The sequence below is a fragment of the Streptomyces sp. Y309 genome, from assembly GCF_056712025.1.
Genome location: NZ_CM160048.1, coordinates 4,898,526 through 4,921,046, shown reverse-complemented (window position 1 = coordinate 4,921,046; position 22,521 = coordinate 4,898,526). Strand labels below are relative to the sequence as shown.

Sequence of the window (22,521 nt, the reverse complement as noted above, 5' to 3'; positions counted from 1 at the left end):
GGTGCGATGCGGGACCCGTTGACCGTCCTCACGGACGCGTTCACGTCCTTCCTGTTCGGGAAGGTCGAGACGACACGCCTGCCGGTGCGTACGTCGACGGGGCAGGCCCAGGCGGTCTATCTGCCGACGGCCGCGCCCGGCCTCGGCGACTCGGGCGTGATCATCGGCCGCGAGGTGTACTCCGGCAAGGGCTACATCTACGACCCCTTCCAGCTGTACGGCCAGCAGCTCCCGGCACCGCACTGGCTGGTGCTCGGCGAGTCCGGCAACGGCAAGTCGGCCCTCGAGAAGACGTACGTGCTGCGGCAGTTGCGGTTCAAGGACCGCCAGGTCGTCGTCCTGGACGCGCAGGGCGAGGACGGCGTCGGCGAGTGGAACCTCATCGCGCAGGAACTGGGCATAACGCCGGTCCGGCTCGACCCGACCGCCGCCCTGGACATGGGCATCCGCCTCAACCCGCTCGACCCCGCGATCACGACGACGGGCCAGTTGGCGCTCCTGAGGACGATCATCGAGGTCGCCATGGGCCACGGCCTCGACGAGCGCTCCGGCTTCGCCCTGAAGGTCGCGCACGCCTACGTCAACGAGACCATCGTCGACCGCCAGCCCGTCCTGACGGACATCGTGGAGCAACTCCGCCATCCCGAGCCGGAGTCGGCGGAGGCGATGAACGTCGCCATAGACGACGTACGGGCGTGGGGTCTGGACGTCGCCCTGGTCCTGGACCGGCTCGTCGACGGCGACCTGCGCGGCATGTTCGACGGCCCGACGACGGTCGGCATCGATCTCGACGCTCCCCTCACCGTCTTCGACCTCTCCCACATCGACCGCAACTCCATCGCCATGCCCATCCTCATGGCGATCGTCGGGGTCTGGCTCGAGCACACCTGGATCCGCCCCGACCGGAAGAAGCGCATCTTCCTCGTCGAGGAGGCCTGGCACATCATCAACTCGCCCTTCGTGGCCCAGCTCTTCCAGCGCCTGCTGAAGTTCGGCCGCCGTCTGGGTCTGTCCTTCGTCGCCGTCGTCCACCACCTCTCGGACGTCGTCGACGGCGCCGCCGCGAAGGAGGCCGCCGCCATCCTGAAGATGGCGTCGACCCGCACCATCTACGCCCAGAAGGCGGACGAGGCCCGCGCCACCGGCCGCGTCCTCGGCCTGCCCCGCTGGGCCGTCGAGATCATCCCCACGCTGTCCCCCGGCATCGCCGTCTGGGACGTCAACGGCAATGTCCAGGTGGTGAAGCACCTGATCACGGACACGGAACGCCCCCTGGTCTTCACCGACCGCGCCATGACGGAGTCCGCGAGCGACCTGCTCTCCGACGACGCGCTGGCGGCGGCCGAACGGGAGGCGGAGGAAAGGGCCGCGTACATGGAACAGCAGATGGGCGACGGACCCGCCGGCTCCCGGTCGACGGTGGCGTGACATGCGGCAGGACGGTCGTTACCAGGAGCGAGGGCCTGGTCCCGGCGGGCCGGGCGAGGGGCCGCGCGGGCGCGGCGGGGTGCCGGACGGCCTGCTCGTGGGCGTCCTCGCCTTCCTCCTCGGCATGGTGGTCCTCATCTGGTCGGCCACCGGCATCGCCGGCTGGTGGGCCCACGGCGCGTGGCCGCAGGGCGTCACCTTCGGCAAGACACCGCCCGCCGTACGCCACCTCCTCCAGCAGCCGCACGACGTCTCCGGCGCCTGGCCCGACACCCCCGCCGACCAGCTCTCCGGCTACGGCCTCCTCTGGGGCTTCCTCATAGGCCAGGTGATGGTCCTCATCGTCCTCACCATCTTCGTGATGGGCACGGTCACGAGGTACAGAGCGGTACGCAGAGCCCGCCGGGAGGAGGCAAGGAAGGCTCCGCCTCCCGCTCCTGCCTCCGCTTCCTCTCCCGCTCCTGCCTCCGCTCCCGCTCCCTCGGCCGCTCCCGCTCCTGCTCCCTCTCCCGCTCCGTCGGTGGACGCCGGGGCCGACGGGGCGAGGGCTGTCGTCGAGGCGACGTCGGACTGGGCTGTGCCCACCCGTTCCGCCCCCTGGGCGGACCAGGTGCCCACAGCGGGCGACCTCACCCTGGTCCTCGGCCCCCCGGAGACCCGCCGCCCCCTGGCGGTCCAAGCCATCGCGGACGCGGAATCCGCAGCCCTGGTCGTCACCTCGGACCCCACCCTCTGGGAGGAGACCAAGGACGCCCGAGCCAAGCTCGGCCCCGTCCTGGTCTACGACCCCTCCCACCTCTGCGACACCCCGGCCCGCCTCCACTGGCCCCCCACCACCGGCTGCGAGGACACCACCACGGCCGCCCACCGGGCACGATCCCTCCTCGCCCCGATAAGGCCCAGCGCCAGACTGGACACTGCGGTCGCCGACACCGCCGAAACCCTGCTCCGCAGCTTCCTGCACGCCGCGGCCGTCGACGGCCGCAGCATCAAGCACGTCCACCGCTGGGCCCAGGGCACCCAGGTCCAGGACGCGGTCCGCATCCTGCGCACGCACCCCAAGGCGAGCTCGGGCGCCGCGGGCGAGCTGGAGTCGGCCCTCACGGCATACACCGAACGCCGGGACATCGCCCAGGAGTTGACGGCCCGCGCCCTCTCCGCCCTGTTCACGGTCAACGTACGAGAGTCCTGCACACCGAACCGGACGGACGCGCTCACCCTGGATTCCTTCATCGATGAAGGGGGCACGCTCTTCGTGGTGGGTGAGTCGATCGAGGACCCCAAGACGAACCCCGGCGCGATGCCGCTCCTGACGGCACTCGCCTCCAGCGTGGTCGAGCACGGCCGGCGCATGGCCGAACGGTCATCCTCCGGTCGGCTCGACCCACCAATCACGCTCGTCCTGGACGACGTCGCCGCGGTCGCCCCGCTCCCGCAACTGCCCGAGCTCCTCGCCGACGGAGCCGAGCGCGGCATGCCGACGCTGGCCCTGCTCCGCTCCCGCGAACAGGGCCGCGCCCGCTGGCCCCACGACGAGCTGACCGGCTGAACCAACCCCGTCGACTAAAACGAGCGTTCTATCTAGCCGAACCAGGTGCTTCGGACGGCCGACCCCTCCAGCACCATCTCCCGCTCCCGCGCCCCCGGATCCCCGGGCACAGAAGCGACCTCCCCGCTCGGTACGAACCCGAACTTCCGGTAGAACGCCGCCGCGCGCGGATTGTCCTCGTGCACGAACAGGCGCACCCGCTCGACCCCGGCCCCCTCGCCCTCCGGCGCCCGCGCCCAGTCCACGGCCGCCGAGAACAAGGCCTCGGTGACCCCCGTACCCCGGTGCTCGGCCCGCACGAAGACCCCCACGAGATGCGCCTGCCGCACCGACGAGGCCGCGCCGAGCGCACCCTGCGTCCCGGGCTCCTCGATCAGCACGGTCACCGAGCCCGCCCAGCCGCCGTCCGGACCCTCGGCGATGAACTGCCGCACCGAGCCGCCCGGCGAGGCCGAGCCCTCGGCACGGTCGCGCCAGTACGCGTCCGGCTTCGCGGCGGCGTTCTCGTACGTCTCCAGGAAGGCGACCGGCGCCGCCGGATCCCGCAGCGCGAGCAGCCGCAGCTCGCGGACCTTCCGCCATTCGTCGGCGCGCACCGGGCGTATGAGGTGTTCCATACACCGATCTTGGGCGGAGGGCCGACCGCACGCAACGCAATTCGTCCGGCCGCCCGGCTCCGTACCGTCGTACCGCGGTACTACGCGCCGCCGGACAACGAGACCCCGGTCCGACGCGCCCGCCCCCGCCCCGCCGCGACCATCGATCCATGATTCGGGCACACGGACTCACCAAACGCTACGGCGGCAAGCGCCCCAGGACCGCCGTCGACGACCTCACCTTCGAGGTCCGCCCCGGCACCGTCACCGGCTTCCTCGGCCCCAACGGCGCCGGCAAGTCCACGACCATGCGGATGCTCCTCGGCCTGGACGCGCCGACGGCCGGGCGCTGCACCGTCGGCGGCCGCGCGTACGCCACGCACGGCGCACCCCTGACCGAGGTCGGCGCGCTCCTGGAGGCCCGCTCGATCCACCCGGGCCGCTCCGCGTACCACCACCTGATGGCGCTCGCGCACACCCACGGCATCCCCAGCTCACGCGTCCGGGCCGTGCTCGACGCGACCGGGCTCACGGACGTCGCGGGCCGCCGCGTGAAGGGCTTCTCGCTCGGCATGGGCCAGCGCCTCGGCATCGCGGCCGCCCTGCTCGGCGACCCGGCCACCCTCGTCCTGGACGAGCCGGTCAACGGCCTGGACCCGGAGGGCGTGCTGTGGATCCGCAACCTCCTCAAGGCCCAGGCGGCCGAGGGCCGCACCGTCCTCGTCTCGTCCCACCTGATGAGCGAGATGGCGGTGACCGCCGACCACCTCATCATCATCGGCCGGGGCAGGCTGCTCGCGGACACGACGGTCGACCGCTTCGTACGCGACTCGGGCACCGGCTCGGTGAAGGTCGTCTCCCCGGCGGCGGCCCGCCTCGCCGAGCTGCTCGCGGGCCCCGCGGTGACCATCACCAGCGACACCCCGGGCACCCTCGACGTCCGCGGCACCGACGCCGAGCACATCGGCCGCACCGCCGCCGCCCACGCCATCCCCCTGTTCGAACTCACTCCGCAGACCGCGTCGCTGGAGCAGGCCTTCATGGACCTCACCCACGACTCGGTCGAGTACGTCACGCCCGGCACGTCCGGTACACCCGGCGCCTCCGGCGCGCCCCTGGAAGGAGCCGCGGCATGACCGCCACGGACACCGCCGCAAGGCCCACCCCGAGCCCCTACCGCGTGACCCCCACCCGGGTCCTGCGCTCCGAATGGCACAAGCTGTGGACGCTGCGCAGCACATGGATCACCCTCCTCACCGCGAGCGTCCTCGTCCTCACCATCGGCATCACCATGGGCACCACGTACGACGGTGACGACTCCGACGTCGACACGGTCGTCTTCGTCCTCTTCGGCACCCAGCTCGCCCAGATCTGCCTCGCCGTCCTCGGCATCCTCGTCACCGCGGGCGAGTACGCGACAGGCATGATCCGCGCGTCCCTGACCGCCGTCCCGCACCGCCTGCCCGTGCTGTGGGCGAAGGCGGCGGTCTTCACGGCGATCGTCTTCGCGCTGTGCCTCGTCACGAACGTCGTCACGTTCCTGGTCGCCCAGATCTGGCTCGCCGGCACCGACAAGGAACTGGCGCTGACCGACCCGGGCGTCATCGGCGCCCTCGCGGGCAGCGCGGCGGCCCTCACACTCCTGAGCCTGATCGCCCTCGGCCTGGGCGCGCTGCTGCGCTCGGTGCCCGGCGGCATCGGGGCGTTCGTCGGCGGCGTCCTGGTCCTGCCGGAGGTCCTGACGACGCTGCCCCTCGACGCCGTGGACACCGTCGTCACGTACTTCCCGGCGCAGGCCGCCTCGTCCCTCGGCTCGATCACCCGCGTCGAGAACACGGTGGCCCCGGGCACGGGCCTGCTGTCCCTCACCCTCTGGGCCACCGCGGTCCTCGCGGCGGCATCACTGCTGCTCAAGCGCCGCGACGTATAGGGACTCACGTACGTGTACGAGGATGAGCAGGTGACCCAAGCGTCGGACCCGCACCCCCTCACCCGACACATGCAACAACTCACGCAGCGGGCGCGCGCCTTCGACCGGCGCCGCCCGCTCGTGTGGGACCTGCTGCTCACGGGCTTCTTCGTGGTGGCGGCCGGCATCGACTACATGGGCGGCGGCTGGCGCAACATCGCGCACAACACGGACGTCCCCGGCTGGCTCGTCCTCATCCTGACCCTCGGAATGTCGGTGCCGCTGCTGTGGCGCCGGAGCCGGCCGATGACGGTCCTCGCCGTCATGGTGTCGTTCGGCATGGTCAACAGCGCGACGGGCGTGCTCCTCCAGGTGGCCCTGGTGCAGCTCATCGTCCTGTTCAACATCGCGCTGCGGCTCCCGCTGAAGACCCTGGGATGGGCGGGCGTGATGATGACGGCGCCGGTGGCCGTGGGCACCATCCGCTATCCGAAGGGCAGTTGGGACCAGCAGGTCGTCCCGCAGCTGTGGGCGTACGCCATCGTCGCGCTCCTCGGCATCGCGGTGCGCTCACGGCAGGACTACACGCGCGCCCTGGTCGAGCGTGCCCGCCAGCTCGAGGTCGAACGCGACCAGCAGGCACGCCTGTCGGCGGCTGCCGAACGCACGCGCATCGCCCGCGAGATGCACGACATCATCGGCCACAACCTGTCCGTCATCACGGGCCTCGCCGACGGCGGCAAGTACGCCGCGGCCAAGTCCCCCGAGCGTGCCGCGCAGGCCCTCGACGCCATCGGTTCCACAAGCCGCCAGGCCCTCGCGGAACTGCGCCGCCTCCTGGACGTCCTGCGCGAGGAGGCACCCGAGGCCGCCGAGGCCGCCGCCCTGGCCCCGCAACCCGCCCTCACCGACCTGGACCACCTCATCGACGGCGTCCGCTCGGCGGGCCTGCCCGTCCGCAGCACCGTCCGCGGCCGCGCCGACTCGCTGCCTCAGGGCCAGCAACTCACGGTGTACCGCGTGGTCCAGGAGGCCCTGACGAACACCATGAAGCACGCGGGGCCGGGCGTGACGGCGACGGTCGACGTCTCGTACGCGGAGGACGGGGTGCGGGTGACGGTCACCGATACGGGGCGGGGCAGCGTTCCCTCCGACTCGGGGCGCGGACTCACCGGCATGCGTGAGCGAACCGCCTTGTACGCGGGCACCATCGAGGCCGGGCCGCGCCCGCACCCCGAACCGGGCTGGCAGGTCCGGCTCCATCTCCCCCGCACCACCGCCCCTAAGGAATCCGCTCAGTGACCACCGTCCTCATCGTCGACGACCAGCCCTTGCAGCGCTTCGGTTTCCGCATGCTCCTGGAGAGTCAGGACGACATGACGGTGGTGGGGGAGGGCGGCAACGGCACGGACGCGGTCCGCATGACCGCCGACCTGCGCCCGGACGTGGTCCTGATGGACATCCGCATGCCGGACATGGACGGCATCGAGGCCACGCGCCGCATCGTGACGTCGGGCGCCGACTCCCGCGTCCTGATCCTGACGACGTTCGACCTCGACGAGTACGCGTACGCGGGTCTGCGGGCCGGCGCGTCGGGGTTCCTCATCAAGGACGCGCTCCCGGAGGAGCTGCTGTCGGGCATCCGGGCGGTGGCCACGGGGGACGCGGTGGTGGCGCCCCGCCTCACACGTCGCCTCCTGGACGCCTTCGCCGACCAGCTCCCGGCGGCCGGCCCGGACGCCGAGCACGCCCCCGCAGACCCGGCGAAGCATCCACTCCTCTCGGCTCTGACGGACCGCGAACGCCAGATCCTCACGGTCGTCGGCCAGGGCTGGACGAATTCGGAGATCGCCGCTCGCCTGCATTTGGCGGAGTCGACGGTGAAGACGCATGTGGGCCGCATCCTCGCGAAGACGGGCGCACGGGACCGGGTGCAGGCGGTCATTTTGGCGTACGACACGAAATTGGTGCGGCCGTCCTAGGGAGGCGGCCCAGAGAGATACCGGGGGAATTAGATCGGTTGGGCGGTTCCCTGCCGAGGGCCTCACTCGTTGACTGAGAGCTGATCTTGTTCAGCTTCAGCGATGCGAGAAGAGGAGATATCTATGCGTCGGATGAGTATCGCCGTGGCCGCCCTGGCTTTCGCTGCCGGAGGGCTCGGCGCGTCGGCGGCGGCCGCCCAGGCCGCCGCCCCTGTTCAGGGACCTCCGTACCCGTACGCGGACTGCCTCAAGGCGACCGCGCAGAAGGGGGAGAGCCCCTCGCAGGGAAGGTGGCACTGCGACCAGCTGGTCAAGAAGGGCTGGATCAAGCCGCCGAACCGGTGACCTGCTGCGGCTTCCGTCGCGTTCCGTAGAACGATTCTGTAGAACGCAGCAGACCCCGAACGCAGAAAACCCCCGTGCCATTCGGCACGGGGGTTTTCTCTACATTTAGTTCGGCGGCGTCCTACTCTCCCACAGGGTCCCCCCTGCAGTACCATCGGCGCTGTAAGGCTTAGCTTCCGGGTTCGGAATGTAACCGGGCGTTTCCCTCACGCTATGACCACCGAAACACTATGAAACTGTGAATACCGCACCACACCCGGTGGCCCCGGGCATGGGGTTGTTCGTGGTTTCAGAACCAACACAGTGGACGCGAGCAACTGAGGACAAGCCCTCGGCCTATTAGTACCAGTCAACTCCACCCGTTGCCGGGCTTCCATATCTGGCCTATCAACCCAGTCGTCTACTGGGAGCCTTAACCCCTCAAAGGGGGTGGGAGTCCTCATCTCGAAGCAGGCTTCCCGCTTAGATGCTTTCAGCGGTTATCCTTTCCGAACGTAGCCAACCAGCCATGCCCTTGGCAGGACAACTGGCACACCAGAGGTTCGTCCGTCCCGGTCCTCTCGTACTAGGGACAGCCCTTCTCAAGACTCCTACGCGCACAGCGGATAGGGACCGAACTGTCTCACGACGTTCTAAACCCAGCTCGCGTACCGCTTTAATGGGCGAACAGCCCAACCCTTGGGACCGACTCCAGCCCCAGGATGCGACGAGCCGACATCGAGGTGCCAAACCATCCCGTCGATATGGACTCTTGGGGAAGATCAGCCTGTTATCCCCGGGGTACCTTTTATCCGTTGAGCGACGGCGCTTCCACAAGCCACCGCCGGATCACTAGTCCCGACTTTCGTCCCTGCTCGACCCGTCAGTCTCACAGTCAAGCTCCCTTGTGCACTTACACTCAACACCTGATTACCAACCAGGCTGAGGGAACCTTTGGGCGCCTCCGTTACCCTTTGGGAGGCAACCGCCCCAGTTAAACTACCCATCAGACACTGTCCCTGATCCGGATCACGGACCCAGGTTAGACATCCAGCACGACCAGACTGGTATTTCAACGACGACTCCACACACACTGGCGTGCATGCTTCACAGTCTCCCAGCTATCCTACACAAGCCGAACCGAACACCAATATCAAACTGTAGTAAAGGTCCCGGGGTCTTTCCGTCCTGCTGCGCGAAACGAGCATCTTTACTCGTAGTGCAATTTCACCGGGCCTATGGTTGAGACAGTCGAGAAGTCGTTACGCCATTCGTGCAGGTCGGAACTTACCCGACAAGGAATTTCGCTACCTTAGGATGGTTATAGTTACCACCGCCGTTTACTGGCGCTTAAGTTCTCAGCTTCGCCACCCCGAAGAGTGACTAACCGGTCCCCTTAACGTTCCAGCACCGGGCAGGCGTCAGTCCGTATACATCGCCTTACGGCTTCGCACGGACCTGTGTTTTTAGTAAACAGTCGCTTCTCGCTGGTCTCTGCGGCCACCCCCAGCTCACCGTGTAAAACGGATCACCAGGTGTGGCCCCCCTTCTCCCGAAGTTACGGGGGCATTTTGCCGAGTTCCTTAACCATAGTTCACCCGAACGCCTCGGTATTCTCTACCTGACCACCTGAGTCGGTTTAGGGTACGGGCCGCCATGAAACTCGCTAGAGGCTTTTCTCGACAGCATAGGATCATCCACTTCACCACAATCGGCTCGGCATCAGGTCTCACCCTTATGTGAGCGACGGATTTACCTATCACTCGGGCTACACCCTTACCCCGGGACAACCACCGCCCGGGCTGGACTACCTTCCTGCGTCACCCCATCACTCACCTACTACCAGATCGGGCCGGCGGCTCCACCACTTTCCTTTCCCCGAAGGGTCCGGAACGGCTTCACGGCCTTAGCATCACTGGATTCGATGTTTGACGCTTCACAGCGGGTACCGGAATATCAACCGGTTATCCATCGACTACGCCTGTCGGCCTCGCCTTAGGTCCCGACTTACCCTGGGCAGATCAGCTTGACCCAGGAACCCTTAGTCAATCGGCGCACACGTTTCTCACGTATGTATCGCTACTCATGCCTGCATTCTCACTCGTGAACCGTCCACCACTCGCTTACGCGGCAGCTTCACCCGGCACACGACGCTCCCCTACCCATCACGATCCCCGTTGGGGGTACATATCGCAATGACACGACTTCGGCGGTACGCTTGAGCCCCGCTACATTGTCGGCGCGGAATCACTAGACCAGTGAGCTATTACGCACTCTTTCAAGGGTGGCTGCTTCTAAGCCAACCTCCTGGTTGTCTCTGCGACTCCACATCCTTTCCCACTTAGCGTACGCTTAGGGGCCTTAGTCGATGCTCTGGGCTGTTTCCCTCTCGACCATGGAGCTTATCCCCCACAGTCTCACTGCCGCGCTCTCACTTACCGGCATTCGGAGTTTGGCTAAGGTCAGTAACCCGGTAGGGCCCATCGCCTATCCAGTGCTCTACCTCCGGCAAGAAACACACGACGCTGCACCTAAATGCATTTCGGGGAGAACCAGCTATCACGGAGTTTGATTGGCCTTTCACCCCTAACCACAGGTCATCCCCCAGGTTTTCAACCCTGGTGGGTTCGGCCCTCCACACGGTCTTACCCGCGCTTCAGCCTGCCCATGGCTAGATCACTCCGCTTCGGGTCTTGAGCGCGCTACTAAACCGCCCTATTCGGACTCGCTTTCGCTACGGCTTCCCCACACGGGTTAACCTCGCAACACACCGCAAACTCGCAGGCTCATTCTTCAAAAGGCACGCAGTCACGACGTACAGCACAAGTGCTGCACGCGACGCTCCCACGGCTTGTAGGCACACGGTTTCAGGTACTATTTCACTCCGCTCCCGCGGTACTTTTCACCATTCCCTCACGGTACTATCCGCTATCGGTCACCAGGGAATATTTAGGCTTAACGGGTGGTCCCGCCAGATTCACACGGGATTTCTCGGGCCCCGTGCTACTTGGGTGTCTCACAAGCAAGCCGCTGACGTTTCAGCTACGGGGGTCTTACCCTCTACGCCGGACCTTTCGCATGTCCTTCGCCTACATCAACGGTTTCTGACTCGCCGACCGGCCGGCAGACCGGTCAAGTGAGATCCCACAACCCCGTATACGCAACCCCTGCCGGGTCTCACACGCATACGGTTTGGCCTCATCCGGTTTCGCTCGCCACTACTCCCGGAATCACGGTTGTTTTCTCTTCCTGCGGGTACTGAGATGTTTCACTTCCCCGCGTTCCCTCCACACTGCCTATGTGTTCAGCAGCGGGTGACAGCCCATGACGACTGCCGGGTTTCCCCATTCGGAAACCCCCGGATCAAAGCCTGGTTGACGACTCCCCGGGGACTATCGTGGCCTCCCACGTCCTTCATCGGTTCCTGGTACCAAGGCATCCACCGTGCGCCCTTAAAAACTTGGCCACAGATGCTCGCGTCCACTGTGCAGTTCTCAAACAACGACCAACCACCCATCACCCCGAACCATCCGGATCGAGTGCACTGGGGCCGGCAACCGAAGACACCCGACCTTGCGGCCGTGCCTTCAGACACCCAACAGCGTGCCCGACACGTTCCCCTCTCCGGCACCACGTTCCACGCCCGAAGGCAGTACTAGTGATCCATCAAAGCGACCGTGCCGAGTAGTCAACGTTCCACCCATGAGCAACCAGCATCAGACATTCGCTGATGTACTGGCCTCTGACCAGCCGAGGCTGGTGAGAAGTGCTCCTTAGAAAGGAGGTGATCCAGCCGCACCTTCCGGTACGGCTACCTTGTTACGACTTCGTCCCAATCGCCAGTCCCACCTTCGACAGCTCCCTCCCCGCAAGGGGGTTGGGCCACCGGCTTCGGGTGTTACCGACTTTCGTGACGTGACGGGCGGTGTGTACAAGGCCCGGGAACGTATTCACCGCAGCAATGCTGATCTGCGATTACTAGCGACTCCGACTTCATGGGGTCGAGTTGCAGACCCCAATCCGAACTGAGACCGGCTTTTTGAGATTCGCTCCACCTCGCGGTATCGCAGCTCATTGTACCGGCCATTGTAGCACGTGTGCAGCCCAAGACATAAGGGGCATGATGACTTGACGTCGTCCCCACCTTCCTCCGAGTTGACCCCGGCGGTCTCCCGTGAGTCCCCAACCTCCGAAGAGTTGCTGGCAACACGGGACAAGGGTTGCGCTCGTTGCGGGACTTAACCCAACATCTCACGACACGAGCTGACGACAGCCATGCACCACCTGTACACCGACCACAAGGGGGGCACCATCTCTGATGCTTTCCGGTGTATGTCAAGCCTTGGTAAGGTTCTTCGCGTTGCGTCGAATTAAGCCACATGCTCCGCCGCTTGTGCGGGCCCCCGTCAATTCCTTTGAGTTTTAGCCTTGCGGCCGTACTCCCCAGGCGGGGCACTTAATGCGTTAGCTGCGGCACGGACAACGTGGAATGTTGCCCACACCTAGTGCCCACCGTTTACGGCGTGGACTACCAGGGTATCTAATCCTGTTCGCTCCCCACGCTTTCGCTCCTCAGCGTCAGTATCGGCCCAGAGATCCGCCTTCGCCACCGGTGTTCCTCCTGATATCTGCGCATTTCACCGCTACACCAGGAATTCCGATCTCCCCTACCGAACTCTAGCCTGCCCGTATCGACTGCAGACCCGGGGTTAAGCCCCGGGCTTTCACAACCGACGTGACAAGCCGCCTACGAGCTCTTTACGCCCAATAATTCCGGACAACGCTTGCGCCCTACGTATTACCGCGGCTGCTGGCACGTAGTTAGCCGGCGCTTCTTCTGCAGGTACCGTCACTTGCGCTTCTTCCCTGCTGAAAGAGGTTTACAACCCGAAGGCCGTCATCCCTCACGCGGCGTCGCTGCATCAGGCTTTCGCCCATTGTGCAATATTCCCCACTGCTGCCTCCCGTAGGAGTCTGGGCCGTGTCTCAGTCCCAGTGTGGCCGGTCGCCCTCTCAGGCCGGCTACCCGTCGTCGCCTTGGTGAGCTTCTACCTCACCAACTAGCTGATAGGCCGCGGGCTCATCCTGCACCGCCGGAGCTTTCCACCACCAGACCATGCGGCCGGTGGTTGTATCCGGTATTAGACCCCGTTTCCAGGGCTTGTCCCAGAGTGCAGGGCAGATTGCCCACGTGTTACTCACCCGTTCGCCACTAATCCACCCCGAAGGGCTTCATCGTTCGACTTGCATGTGTTAAGCACGCCGCCAGCGTTCGTCCTGAGCCAGGATCAAACTCTCCGTGAATGTGTACCCGTAATCGGGTCCGACACCACGAGAGCGGAACCAGGGGAAGGAATAATCCCCCTGGTTCACAGCGTCCTCGCTGTGCTGCCTGCACGGTCATGCCGTACAGGACTTTTTCAAAGGAACCTCAACTCGCCGAAGGCGAGTCGGGGTATCAACATATCTGGCGTTGACTTTTGGCACGCTGTTGAGTTCTCAAGGAACGGACGCTTCCTTTGTACTCACCCTCTCGGGCTTTCCTCCGGGCGCTTCCCTTCGGTATTTCGTGTTTCCGACTCTATCAGATCTTTCCGGCTTCCCGGTCCGTTCCGATTTCCTCGGTGCTTTCCGGCCTTTCGGCCTTCCGGCGGTGTTGACTCTATCAGATCCTTTCGGGCCTGATTCCCAGTCAACCGGGTTTGTCTTCCCGGCTGTTGGGCCGTTCCGACGTCTCAAACTTTAGCGGATTCTCCCGGCAGTTCCTAATCGAGCCGTTTCCGGCCGCGACAGGCATGGGGAAATCAATTCGGGCGTGCCGAAATCAATCCCGGAGGGAGTTCGTGCAAGTGGTTGAGTGGCCGCGTGAGCGGCGGGAGTTGCTGTCGCAGAACCGTTACAGCTCGGCGGCAACCCGAAGAACCTTACGGATCGGGCAGGCGACTGTCAACTTCCGCTGGTCGGCAGGGGCAACGGGCCTGACGGCGCCGTCAGTCGAGGTCGCTGAGGCGGCCGCCCGCGTCCGGCTGGGCGTGCTCCACGCGACGTAGAAGACGTGTCAGCACCTCACCGAGGACACCGCGCTCGTCCGGGGAGAGGTCCTGGAGCAGGTCCTCCTCGAAGACCGTGGCGAGGCGCATGGCCTCCAGCCACTTCTCGCGGCCCTCCGCGGTGAGCTCGACGATGACGCGGACGCGGTTGGACTCGTCGCGGTCGCGGGTGACGAGACCCTCGCTCACCATGCGGTCGATGCGGTGCGTCATCGCGGCGGGCGTGAGGCCGAGGCGCTTGGCCAGCTCGCCGGGGCCCATTTGATAGGGGGCGCCGGACAGGACCAGGGCCTTGAGGACCTCCCACTCCGCGTTGCTGATGCCGAGCGTCGCGGTCTGACGGCCGTAGGCGACGTTCATGCGGCGGTTGAGCCGGCCGAGGGCCGAGACGATCTTCTCGACCTGGGGGTCGAGGTCCTGGAACTCCCGCTGGTAGGCGGCGATCTGCTCTTCGAGTGTCGGCTCTGTGGGGCCGGGGGTATCGCCCATGGCCGCAGTATGGCACGGGCCTGGTTGGCTTGAAGTCCTTCGATGTGTATTGTTTAGATCCTAACTTTAGCTTCGAAGTCTTCACTCCTAAGGCAGGTGAAAGTGACCAGGGCGATGGGCGCTGCGACGATGCGCCGGATCCACGTGGGCAACGCGCTGAGTGCGTTCGGTCTGGGGTTCACGGTCCCCTTCTTGTACGTGTACGTGGCGCAGGTGCGGGATCTGGGCGCCGTGACGGCGGGCCTCGTGCTCGCCGCGTTCGCCGTGGCCGCGCTCATCGTGCTGCCCTTCTCGGGCCGGGCCATCGACCGGCGGGGGCCGCTGCCCGTGCTCATCGCCGCACTGCTCACCGCCGCCGTCGGCGCGCTGAGCCTGGGCTTCTCCGCGAGCGCGCCGCTCGTGCTGCTCTCGGCCGGGGCGCTGGGCGCCGGTCAGGCCGTGATGCAGCCCGCGCTCGCCACGATGATCGTGGAGTGCTCCTCGCCGGGCACCCGGTCGCGCGCCTTCGCCATGCAGTTCTTCCTGCAGAACCTGGGCCTCGGCGTCGGCGGTCTGATCGGCGGCCAGCTCGTGAAGCACGAGCGGCCGAGCGACTTCACGCTGCTCTTCGCCATCGAGACCGTGATCTTCCTGGTGCTCATCGGCGTCATGCTGACGGCGCGGATACCCCGCTCGCCGCGCATCACCGACGCCACCCCGCAGTCCGGCGGCAGCATCAGGGACGTATTCCGCAACCGCGTGATGCTGCAGCTCTGCGTCCTCGGCTTCGTGCTGTTCTTCGCCTGCTACGGCCAGTTCGAGTCGGGCCTCTCGGCGTACGGCGTGGAGGCTGCCGGGATCTCCCCGTCGACGCTCGGCATCGCCCTGGCCGCCAACACCGGCGCCATCGTGATCGCGCAGTTCGCGGTCCTGCGGTTCGTCGAGCGGCGCAAGCGCTCGCAGGTGATCGCGGCCGTCGGCCTCATCTGGGCCGTGGCGTGGATCGCGGCCGGGTACGCGGGGCTCGGGCACGGCAGCCAGGCCATGGCGACCGCCGCGTTCATCTCGACGTACGCGCTCTTCGGGCTCGGCGAGACGATGCTCGCGCCGACCGTCGCGCCGCTGGTCGCCGATCTGGCGCCGGAGTCGATGGTCGGGCGGTACAACTCGGCCTTCGCGCTGGTCAAGCAGCTCGCCCTCGCGGTCGGTCCGGCCGTGGGCGGGCCGATGGGCGCCACGCTGCACGCTCCGTACATCGTGACGTTCCTGCTCTTCTCGCTCGGCATCACGGTGCTCGCGCTGCGTCTCGGCCGGCACCTCAGTCCGGCGCAGAACCACCCGTACCCGCAGAAGAGCCGGGTGGTGGCCCAGGGCGCCCCGGATGCCCCGGAGGCCGTGACGGCACACTCCTGAGCCGTGACCGCACTCTTCTAGGAGTGCGGTTCGCGAAATCGTCAGCTACGCGCGCGTGGGCTTCGCCTGCGCGCGCGTAGCTGTGTTGACGCCCTACGCGCGCGGGAGCGCGAACTCGCACCAGACCGCCTTGCCGCCCCCGGGCGTGCGCCGTGAGCCCCAGTTCGAGGCGATCGTGGCGACGATGGCGATGCCCCGGCCCGCCTCGTCCGCGGGCTCGGCGCGGCGGCGCCGGGGCAGGTGGTCGTCGCCGTCGGTGACCTCGATGATCAGGCGGCGGTCGGTGCGGCGCAGCCGCAGCCGCATGGGCGGCGTGCCGTGCTGCAGGGAGTTGGCGACCAGTTCGCTGGCGGCGAGGACGCCCAGGTCGTTCAGTTCCGGCGGGAAGCGCCAGCTCGCGAGGACGCCGGTGGCGAAGGCACGCGCGCGTGGGGCGGCCTCCACGCCGCCGAGCAGCTCCAGGGCGGCGTTGCGGAACAGGTCCGCGTGCACGCCCGTGCGGGACGGCTGCTGGAGGACCAGGACGGCCACGTCGTCGTCGTGGTCGGCGGTCACGCCCAGGGCGCGGATGAGGCGGTCGCAGACCACCTGGGGCGTGCCGGTGGCTCCGGCGAGGGCGCGCTCCAGGGCGGCTACGCCCTCGTCGATGTCCTCGCTGCGGCGCTCGACCAGGCCGTCGGTGTAGAGCACGGCGGTGGAGCCGGGGCCGAGCGGCACGGAGCCGGAGGCGTGCAGCCAGCCGCCGGTGCCGAGCGGCGGGCCCGTGGGCTCCTCCGCGCGGTGGATGGTGCCGTTCTCGTCGCGTACGAGGATCGGCAGGTGGCCGGCCGAGGCGTACACGAGGCTGCCCTCGTTCGGGTCGTGCACCGCGTACGCGCAGGTGGCGATCTGGCTGGCGTCGATCTCCGCGGCGAGGCCGTCCAGGAGCTGCAGGACTTCGTGCGGCGGCAGGTCCAGACGGGCGTACGCGCGCACGGCCGTGCGCAGCTGGCCCATGACGGCCGCCGCGCGGACGCCGCGCCCCATGACGTCGCCGATGACCAGGGCGGTGCGGCCGCCGCCGAGGGTGATCACGTCGTACCAGTCGCCGCCTACCGCGGCGTCCGTGCCGCCCGGTTGGTACGTGGCGGCGATGCGCAGGTCGTCGGGCTGTTCCAACTCCTGGGGCAGGAGTGAGCGCTGCAGGGTGACGGCCGTTTCGCGCTGGGTGCGCTCGCTGGCGCGCAGCCGCTCGGCGGCTTCGGCGTGGTCGGTGACGTCGGCGGCGAAGACGAGCACGCCGCCGCCCGGGGTGTCCCCCACGGGGCCGCCGAGCGGCAGGGAGACGGGCGTGCACGTGAAGGTGTAGGAGCGGCCGCCGGGCGCCTTGCGGGACTTGACCGTGCGCGGCTTGGCGCTGCGCAGGACCTGGTCCAGGAGCGGCAGCAGGCCGACCTCCTCCAGCTCGGGCAGCGCCTCGCGCGCGGGGGCGCCGACCGGGCGGGTGCCGAACGCCGTGGTGTACGCGTCGTTGACGTACGCGATGCGGTGGTCGGGGCCGTGCACGAGCGCGACGAGGGCCGGGATGCGGTCGAGCACCTCGCGGGCCGGCAGTTCGTCGACGCCGCCGGCGGGCGTGTCCGCGAGGCGCTCGGCGCGGGCGGCGGGGACGGAGCTCTCGCCCCGCTGTGCCGGGGATCCGCCGGTCTCGGTGCGCGCCGCTGCGCGGCGCTGTGTTCCGGGGAGCCGGGCGCTCCAGCGCGTGAAGTTCACTGCGGTAGGCCTCGTGGTGTCGCTTCTGGATCGGGCGGGGGTGTGCGGCCGGGGGTCCGGCCGGTGGCGCGGCGGCTGGGGCGCCGCCTCCCGGGAAGACACAGCATGGCGTGGAGCGGACGATTTCTCTCGGGTGTGCCCGTCTGTGGGTGTGCCCGCCCATCATGGTCACATGCCCAGTCTGGCCGACAGGACTGACATCCGTCAGACGCCGGGCCCGCCCGGGGAGTTCCTGCCGGAGATGATCAGGACTCCTTCGGACGCTCGCCTCCGGCTGCGAGTTCGAACTCCGCGCGGGGGTGTTCGAGTGACCCCAGGGAGACGATTTCGCGTTTGAACAGGCCTGCCAGGGTCCATTCGGCGAGTACGCGGGACTTGCGGTTGACGGTGGGCACGCGGCTGAGGTGGTAGACGCGGTGCATGAACCAGGCAGGGTAGCCCTTCAGCTTGCGTCCGTAGACGTGCGCGACACCTTTGTGCAGTCCGAGGGACGCCACGGAGCCGACGTATTTGTGCGCGTACTCCTGGAGGGGCTGTTTCCGCAGGGACGCGGCGATGTTGTCCCCGAGGACCTTGGCCTGGCGCACGGCGTGCTGGGCGTTGGGCGCGCACTCCTTGCCGGGTTCGCCGGCGGTGACGTCGGGGACGGCGGCCGCGTCGCCCGCGCCCCACGCGTGCGGGGCGCCGTCGACGGCGAGTTCGGCGGTGCACTGCAGGCGGCCGCGTTCGTTGCGGGGCAGGTCGGTGGCGGCGAGCAGGGGATGCGGCTTGACGCCGGCCGTCCAGACGACGGTGCGGGTGCGGAAGCGGGCGCCGTCGCTGAGCACCGCGACCCGGTCCTCGCAGGTGTCGAGGCGGGTCTCCAGGCGGACGTCGATGTTGCGTTTGCGGAGCTGGCTGACGGTGTACTTGCCCATCTCCTCGCCGACCTCGGGCAGGATCCGCCCTGATGCCTCGACGAGGATCCACTTCATGTCCTCGGCCTTGACGTTGTGGTAGTACCGCGCGGCGTAGCGGGCCATGTCCTCCAACTCGCCCAGCGCCTCCACGCCCGCGTAACCGCCGCCTACGAAGACGAACGTCAGGGCGGCGTCGCGTACGGCCGGGTCGCGGGTGGAGGAGGCGATGTCCATCTGCTCGATGACGTGGTTGCGCAGCCCGATGGCCTCCTCGACGGTCTTGAAGCCGATGCCGTAGTCGGCGAGACCGGGGACCGGCAGGGTGCGGGAGATGGAGCCGGGGGCCAGGACCAGTTCGTCGTACGAGATGTCGAGGGCGCCGGTGCCCTCCTCCGCGGTGGCGAGCGTGGTGAACGACGCGGTGCGCTTGGAGTGGTCGATCGACTGCGCCTCGCCGACGATCACGCGGCAGTGCTCGAGCACGCGGCGCAGCGGTACGACGACGTGGCGCGGGGAGATCGAGCCGGCCGCCGCTTCGGGCAGGAACGGCTGATAGGTCATATACGGATCGGGCGAGATCACGACGATCTCCACCTCGCCCCGCTTCAGCTCCGGCTTGAGTTTCCGCTGGAGGCGCAGCGCGGTGTACATCCCGACGTAGCCACCACCGACAACGAGAATGCGCACAGGTTCCGTCACCATCCCATGACGCACCCGCACTTCGTGTTTGTCCACAGGCTCGACAATTTGTATGACAGGAAGTGAGCGGTGCCGCCGTGCCGCGCCGCCCTCCGGCAGGGCAGAATGTGCGCAGGTCAGAGGGGGGTGGCAGGGTGCTGGTGCGGGGTGCAATCGGGTGGGAACCGGTGCGTACTCCGATCGGGGGGCGCCCCGAGCGGAACCCGCCCCTTCTGAATTGACTCTGGCTCAACTATGTTCGTGTGACGTCGGGGTGTCGGGGGATGCGCTCGTCGGGTCCGGTTTGCCGGACTCGTGCAGGGGCTCGCTCTCGCACGCCGGTCACAGATGGCGGGGAGTGTCTCCGGGGGGAGACGTCATTACCGGGGGAACGTATATGCACATTCAGGACTCTCACTGGACTTCCGCGACAGCGTCGGCATCGGCCGTCGCCTCAGGCGGAAACGGCCGCGAGATGACGGACGGAGCACGTTCGGCTCCACTGCGCGTGGATGCGCAGCGGAATCTCGAACACGTGCTGCGCGCGGCCCGTGAGGTATTCGGAGAGCTGGGGTACGGCGCGCCGATGGAGGACGTGGCACGGCGCGCCCGCGTCGGGGTGGGCACGGTCTACCGCCGATTCCCCAGCAAGGACGTACTGGTGCGACGGATAGCCGAGGAGGAGACTTCCCGGCTGACGGAACAGGCACGTGCGGCGCTCGGGCAGGAGGACGAGCCGTGGTCGGCGCTCTCGCGCTTCCTGCGGACGTCCGTGGCCTCGGGCGCGGGGCGGCTGTTGCCGCCCCAGGTGCTGCGCGTGCGCGTGGACGGAGCTGACGGGTCCGGTGAGGCGGACGGTCCCGCGGGCGTGGAGGAGGTCCGGGTGCCGCAGCAGCGGCAGGTGTCCCCGGTGGCCTCCGTGCCCTCGGCGGCCACCGTGTCCTCGGCGCCCGATCTGCGTCTGGTCGAGCAGCGGACGGCGCCGGCGGAGGAGAGCGACGACGCGGGTGCCGCGGCGCTGCTCGACGTCGTCGGCAGGCTCGTGGAGCGGGCGCGCACGGCCGGTGAGCTGCGCGCGGACGTGACCGTGTCGGACGTGCTGCTCGTGATAGCCACGGCGGCTCCCTCGCTGCCGGACGCCGCGCAGCAGGCGGCGGCTTCGTCGCGGCTGCTCGACATCCTGCTCGAGGGGCTCCGCTCGCGGCCCGCGTAGCCCTTCACCACGCTCAGTAGCCGCCCGTAAAGCCCGCCTGGGCCTTTCGGGGGCATCATGCTCAACTCCCGTGATGTGCACGGGAGTTGAGCATTCCCCGAATGAGTGAACGGTAGTGCTCGATTACGGGAACTCGCCCCGGACGAGTGGTTGCCTGTCGTCCCTATTCGGCGTAGCGCGCCCGTGTGGCACTCTTGCCCGGTGTTCGGGTCCGAGTGTGCGTGCGGAGGCTTTCCGCGATGAGTGTTGACGGGCGGGACGAGCCCACCCCCAACGGGGGTGAGTCGAGCGGGCCTCCTCCCCGGCAGGTGCCGAACCAAGGCGGTCCCGGCGGCAGCAGCGGGACCACGGGCTCCGGCGCCGCGGGCGGCGCCTCCGGCGGGGGCGGTGCGGCCGGTCCCGATCCCAGCGTGCCGATACAGCGGGAGCGCGGGCCGGAGGACGGCTCCTTCGCGGGTACGGAGGCCGGGGTGCCCGGCGCCCGGAGCGGCTCCGGTGACGTCCCGCCGTCCGACGCCGACCTCATCGAGCGCATGCGCGCGGGCGACGACACCGCCTACGAAGAGCTGTACCGCAGGCATGCCGAAGCCGTCCGCCGCTACGCCCGCACCTGCTGCCGCGACGCCCACACCGCCGACGACCTCACCGCCGAGGTCTTCGCGCGGATGCTGGGCGCCGTGCGGTCCGGATCCGGGCCCGAGCACGCGGTGCGCGCCTATCTGCTGACCACGGTGCGGCGTGTCGCGGCCGGATGGACGAAGTCGGCGAAACGGGAGCAACTGGTCGACGACTTCGCGGTGTTCGCCGCGCAGGCCGCCCGCGGCTCCGAAGTCTCCGACGACGACACACTGGACCTGGGCGCCGACGTGCGCGCCATGCACGAGGCCGAACAGTCCCTCGCCATGCAGGCCTTCCGCAGCCTGCCCGAGCGCTGGCAGGCCGTGCTGTGGCACACGGAGGTCGAGGACGAGTCGCCGAGCGAGGTCGCCACGCTCTTCGGCCTGGACGCCAACGGCACCCGCGTGCTCGCGAGCCGCGCTCGCGAAGGCCTCAAGCAGGCCTATCTCCAGGCCCATGTGAGCACCACGCTCACCGAGAGCGAGGAGTGCGCGCGCTACGCCGACCGGCTCGGCGCCTACGCCCGCGGCGGCCTGCGCACCCGCGCCGAGCGCGGACTGCGCAAGCACCTGGAGGAGTGCGCCAACTGCCGCCTGGCCGCGGGCCAGATCAAGGAAGTCGCGAGCGGCATCCCCGCGGTCGTGCCGATCGCCGTCATCGGTTGGTTCGGTGCCGCCGGGTACGCGAAGGTGGCCGCGCTCGTCGGCGGCGGTGCCGCGGGCGCGGGCGCGGCGGGGGCCGCCGGGGCCGCGGCGGGAAGCAGTGGCTCGGCGGGGGCCGGGGGCGCGGCCGCGTCCGAGGGGCTCGGCGCGCCCGCGAAGGCCGGTATCGCGGCGGGTGTCGTCGTCGCGGCCGCGGTCGCCGCGGCGCTCGCGCTCACCGGGGGCGACGACAAGAAGGACGCCCCGCCGAAGGCCCAGCCGCCGGCCGCCGAACCCGTCCTGCCCCGCAAGCCGCCGCCCTCCAAGCCCGAGCCGAAACCGGAGCCGCCCGCTCCCAGACCCAAACCCACGCCCACCCCCGCCCCGACCCCGAAACCGACGCCGAAGCCCACCCCCAAGCCGACTCCGAAGCCGAAGCCGCCACCGGCGAAGCCGCCGGAGAAACCCAGACCCAAGCCGCCGCCCCCGCCGAAGCCGCGGCCGACCCCGCCCAAGCCGACGCCGAAGCCGCCGCCCCCACCGCCGCCCGCGCCGAAGGTCTACCAGTGGAACCAGCTGGAGTACGGCCTCACCGGCGACGGCACCAAACCCGAGATGCGGCTCGGTGAGAGCAGCTGGGTATGGCAGCGCTGGGGCATGTCCATCGACGACAAGCGCTACAGCCACGGCGTGACGGTGCACGGCAGGTCCTCCGTCACCATCGACCTGAACCGCGCGTGCTCCTCCTACGAAGCGCTCGTCGGTGTCGACGACATGACGCTCGGGCTCGGCAAGGTGCGGTTCTCCGTGTACGCCGACGGGGCGCGGCTGTGGCGGTCGCCGCTGATCAAGGGCGGCGACGCGGCCGTGCCCGTACGGGTCGGGCTGACCGGGCGCAAGACGATCCGCCTGGTCGTGGAGCCGCACACGCCGTTCGACTCGACGGCCCTCGCGGACTGGGCCCAGTCACGGCTCTCCTGCACCTGAGCCTGCCCGGAGCG

General features: G+C 68.3%; 14 protein-coding genes and 3 rRNA genes. 10 read left to right on the top strand and 7 right to left on the bottom strand.

The genetic code is table 11. From position 1 onward, the window contains the following. Nucleotides 1-6 precede the first annotated feature (6 nt). Both AC0KTA_RS19910 and AC0KTA_RS19905 read left to right on the top strand, forming a co-directional pair. Nucleotides 7-1,428, top strand: coding sequence for an ATP-binding protein (locus tag AC0KTA_RS19910; protein WP_481049564.1), 1,422 nt, complete (start codon nucleotides 7-9; stop codon nucleotides 1,426-1,428). A gap of 1 nt (nucleotide 1,429) precedes the next feature. Continuing rightward, nucleotides 1,430-2,977, top strand: coding sequence for a type IV secretory system conjugative DNA transfer family protein (locus AC0KTA_RS19905; RefSeq protein WP_481049563.1), 1,548 nt, complete (start codon nucleotides 1,430-1,432; stop codon nucleotides 2,975-2,977). Between the two features lie 32 nt (nucleotides 2,978-3,009). Here AC0KTA_RS19905 and AC0KTA_RS19900 read toward each other — a convergent pair whose 3' ends face one another. Then, complete coding sequence (locus AC0KTA_RS19900) at nucleotides 3,010-3,594, bottom strand: GNAT family N-acetyltransferase (RefSeq protein ID WP_481049562.1); 585 nt, start codon at nucleotides 3,592-3,594, stop codon at nucleotides 3,010-3,012. A gap of 149 nt (nucleotides 3,595-3,743) precedes the next feature. Here AC0KTA_RS19900 and AC0KTA_RS19895 point away from each other — a divergent pair, with 149 nt between their 5' ends. The 5 genes from AC0KTA_RS19895 (at nucleotide 3,744) to AC0KTA_RS19875 (ending at nucleotide 7,809) form a co-directional block, all read left to right on the top strand. Next, nucleotides 3,744-4,709, top strand: coding sequence for an ABC transporter ATP-binding protein (locus tag AC0KTA_RS19895; protein ID WP_481049561.1), 966 nt, complete (start codon nucleotides 3,744-3,746; stop codon nucleotides 4,707-4,709). After that, nucleotides 4,706-5,503, top strand: a complete 798-nt coding sequence (locus AC0KTA_RS19890; RefSeq protein ID WP_481049560.1) for an ABC transporter permease — start codon at nucleotides 4,706-4,708, stop codon at nucleotides 5,501-5,503. The genes AC0KTA_RS19895 and AC0KTA_RS19890 overlap by 4 nt, the downstream gene beginning before the upstream one ends. A 69-nt stretch (nucleotides 5,504-5,572) precedes the next feature. Beyond that, on the top strand, nucleotides 5,573-6,784 hold the full coding sequence (locus AC0KTA_RS19885) for a sensor histidine kinase (protein WP_481056492.1): 1,212 nt from the start codon (nucleotides 5,573-5,575) through the stop codon (nucleotides 6,782-6,784). Further along, entirely contained in the window at nucleotides 6,781-7,464 is a 684-nt protein-coding gene (locus tag AC0KTA_RS19880; protein WP_481049559.1) for a response regulator, read from the top strand. Before AC0KTA_RS19885 ends, AC0KTA_RS19880 begins: the two co-directional genes overlap by 4 nt. Nucleotides 7,465-7,587: 123 nt before the next feature. After that, nucleotides 7,588-7,809 carry a hypothetical protein gene (locus tag AC0KTA_RS19875; protein ID WP_481049558.1) on the top strand — a complete coding sequence of 74 codons (222 nt, stop codon included), beginning with the start codon at nucleotides 7,588-7,590 and terminating at the stop codon, nucleotides 7,807-7,809. Between the two features lie 108 nt (nucleotides 7,810-7,917). Here the strand turns inward: AC0KTA_RS19875 and rrf are convergent. The 4 genes from rrf to AC0KTA_RS19855 form a co-directional block, all read right to left on the bottom strand. Further along, nucleotides 7,918-8,034: ribosomal RNA gene (gene rrf / locus AC0KTA_RS19870) — 5S ribosomal RNA — on the bottom strand. Nucleotides 8,035-8,128: 94 nt separating this feature from the next. After that, nucleotides 8,129-11,254: ribosomal RNA gene (locus AC0KTA_RS19865) — 23S ribosomal RNA — on the bottom strand. 311 nt (nucleotides 11,255-11,565) lie between these two features. Further along, nucleotides 11,566-13,092: ribosomal RNA gene (locus AC0KTA_RS19860) — 16S ribosomal RNA — on the bottom strand. Together the 16S, 23S and 5S rRNA genes form the textbook arrangement of a ribosomal RNA operon. 686 nt (nucleotides 13,093-13,778) lie before the next feature. Continuing rightward, nucleotides 13,779-14,327 carry a MarR family winged helix-turn-helix transcriptional regulator gene (locus tag AC0KTA_RS19855; protein ID WP_481049557.1) on the bottom strand — a complete coding sequence of 183 codons (549 nt, stop codon included), beginning with the start codon at nucleotides 14,325-14,327 and terminating at the stop codon, nucleotides 13,779-13,781. 114 nt (nucleotides 14,328-14,441) lie between these two features. Between AC0KTA_RS19855 and AC0KTA_RS19850 the strand changes: the two genes are divergently transcribed. Next, nucleotides 14,442-15,719 carry an MFS transporter gene (locus tag AC0KTA_RS19850; RefSeq protein WP_481049556.1) on the top strand — a complete coding sequence of 426 codons (1,278 nt, stop codon included), beginning with the start codon at nucleotides 14,442-14,444 and terminating at the stop codon, nucleotides 15,717-15,719. Between the two features lie 93 nt (nucleotides 15,720-15,812). On the opposite strand, the gene AC0KTA_RS19845 is transcribed toward AC0KTA_RS19850, so the two are convergent. Together AC0KTA_RS19845 and AC0KTA_RS19840 are read right to left on the bottom strand one after the other, a co-directional pair. Beyond that, nucleotides 15,813-17,471, bottom strand: coding sequence for an ATP-binding SpoIIE family protein phosphatase (locus AC0KTA_RS19845; protein ID WP_481049555.1), 1,659 nt, complete (start codon nucleotides 17,469-17,471; stop codon nucleotides 15,813-15,815). Between the two features lie 245 nt (nucleotides 17,472-17,716). Further along, entirely contained in the window at nucleotides 17,717-19,072 is a 1,356-nt protein-coding gene (locus tag AC0KTA_RS19840; protein ID WP_481049554.1) for an NAD(P)/FAD-dependent oxidoreductase, read from the bottom strand. 373 nt (nucleotides 19,073-19,445) lie between these two features. On the opposite strand from AC0KTA_RS19840, the gene AC0KTA_RS19835 reads away from it, so the two are divergent. Both AC0KTA_RS19835 and AC0KTA_RS19830 read left to right on the top strand, forming a co-directional pair. Continuing rightward, complete coding sequence (locus AC0KTA_RS19835) at nucleotides 19,446-20,261, top strand: TetR/AcrR family transcriptional regulator (protein ID WP_481049553.1); 816 nt, start codon at nucleotides 19,446-19,448, stop codon at nucleotides 20,259-20,261. Between the two features lie 239 nt (nucleotides 20,262-20,500). Next, nucleotides 20,501-22,507, top strand: a complete 2,007-nt coding sequence (locus AC0KTA_RS19830) for a sigma-70 family RNA polymerase sigma factor (protein ID WP_481049552.1) — start codon at nucleotides 20,501-20,503, stop codon at nucleotides 22,505-22,507. Nucleotides 22,508-22,521 lie beyond the last annotated feature (14 nt).

Coding starts and splice junctions, on each gene's coding strand:
- AC0KTA_RS19830 (WP_481049552.1), top strand. CDS start 20,501: ATGAGTGTTGACGGGCGGGACGAGCCCACCCCCAACGGGGGTGAGTCG.
- AC0KTA_RS19900 (WP_481049562.1), bottom strand. CDS start 3,594: ATGGAACACCTCATACGCCCGGTGCGCGCCGACGAATGGCGGAAGGTC.
- AC0KTA_RS19905 (WP_481049563.1), top strand. CDS start 1,430: ATGCGGCAGGACGGTCGTTACCAGGAGCGAGGGCCTGGTCCCGGCGGG.
- AC0KTA_RS19890 (WP_481049560.1), top strand. CDS start 4,706: ATGACCGCCACGGACACCGCCGCAAGGCCCACCCCGAGCCCCTACCGC.
- AC0KTA_RS19855 (WP_481049557.1), bottom strand. CDS start 14,327: ATGGGCGATACCCCCGGCCCCACAGAGCCGACACTCGAAGAGCAGATC.
- AC0KTA_RS19875 (WP_481049558.1), top strand. CDS start 7,588: ATGCGTCGGATGAGTATCGCCGTGGCCGCCCTGGCTTTCGCTGCCGGA.
- AC0KTA_RS19885 (WP_481056492.1), top strand. CDS start 5,573: ATGCAACAACTCACGCAGCGGGCGCGCGCCTTCGACCGGCGCCGCCCG.
- AC0KTA_RS19835 (WP_481049553.1), top strand. CDS start 19,446: ATGCACATTCAGGACTCTCACTGGACTTCCGCGACAGCGTCGGCATCG.
- AC0KTA_RS19840 (WP_481049554.1), bottom strand. CDS start 19,072: ATGGTGACGGAACCTGTGCGCATTCTCGTTGTCGGTGGTGGCTACGTC.
- AC0KTA_RS19850 (WP_481049556.1), top strand. CDS start 14,442: ATGGGCGCTGCGACGATGCGCCGGATCCACGTGGGCAACGCGCTGAGT.
- AC0KTA_RS19910 (WP_481049564.1), top strand. CDS start 7: ATGCGGGACCCGTTGACCGTCCTCACGGACGCGTTCACGTCCTTCCTG.
- AC0KTA_RS19895 (WP_481049561.1), top strand. CDS start 3,744: ATGATTCGGGCACACGGACTCACCAAACGCTACGGCGGCAAGCGCCCC.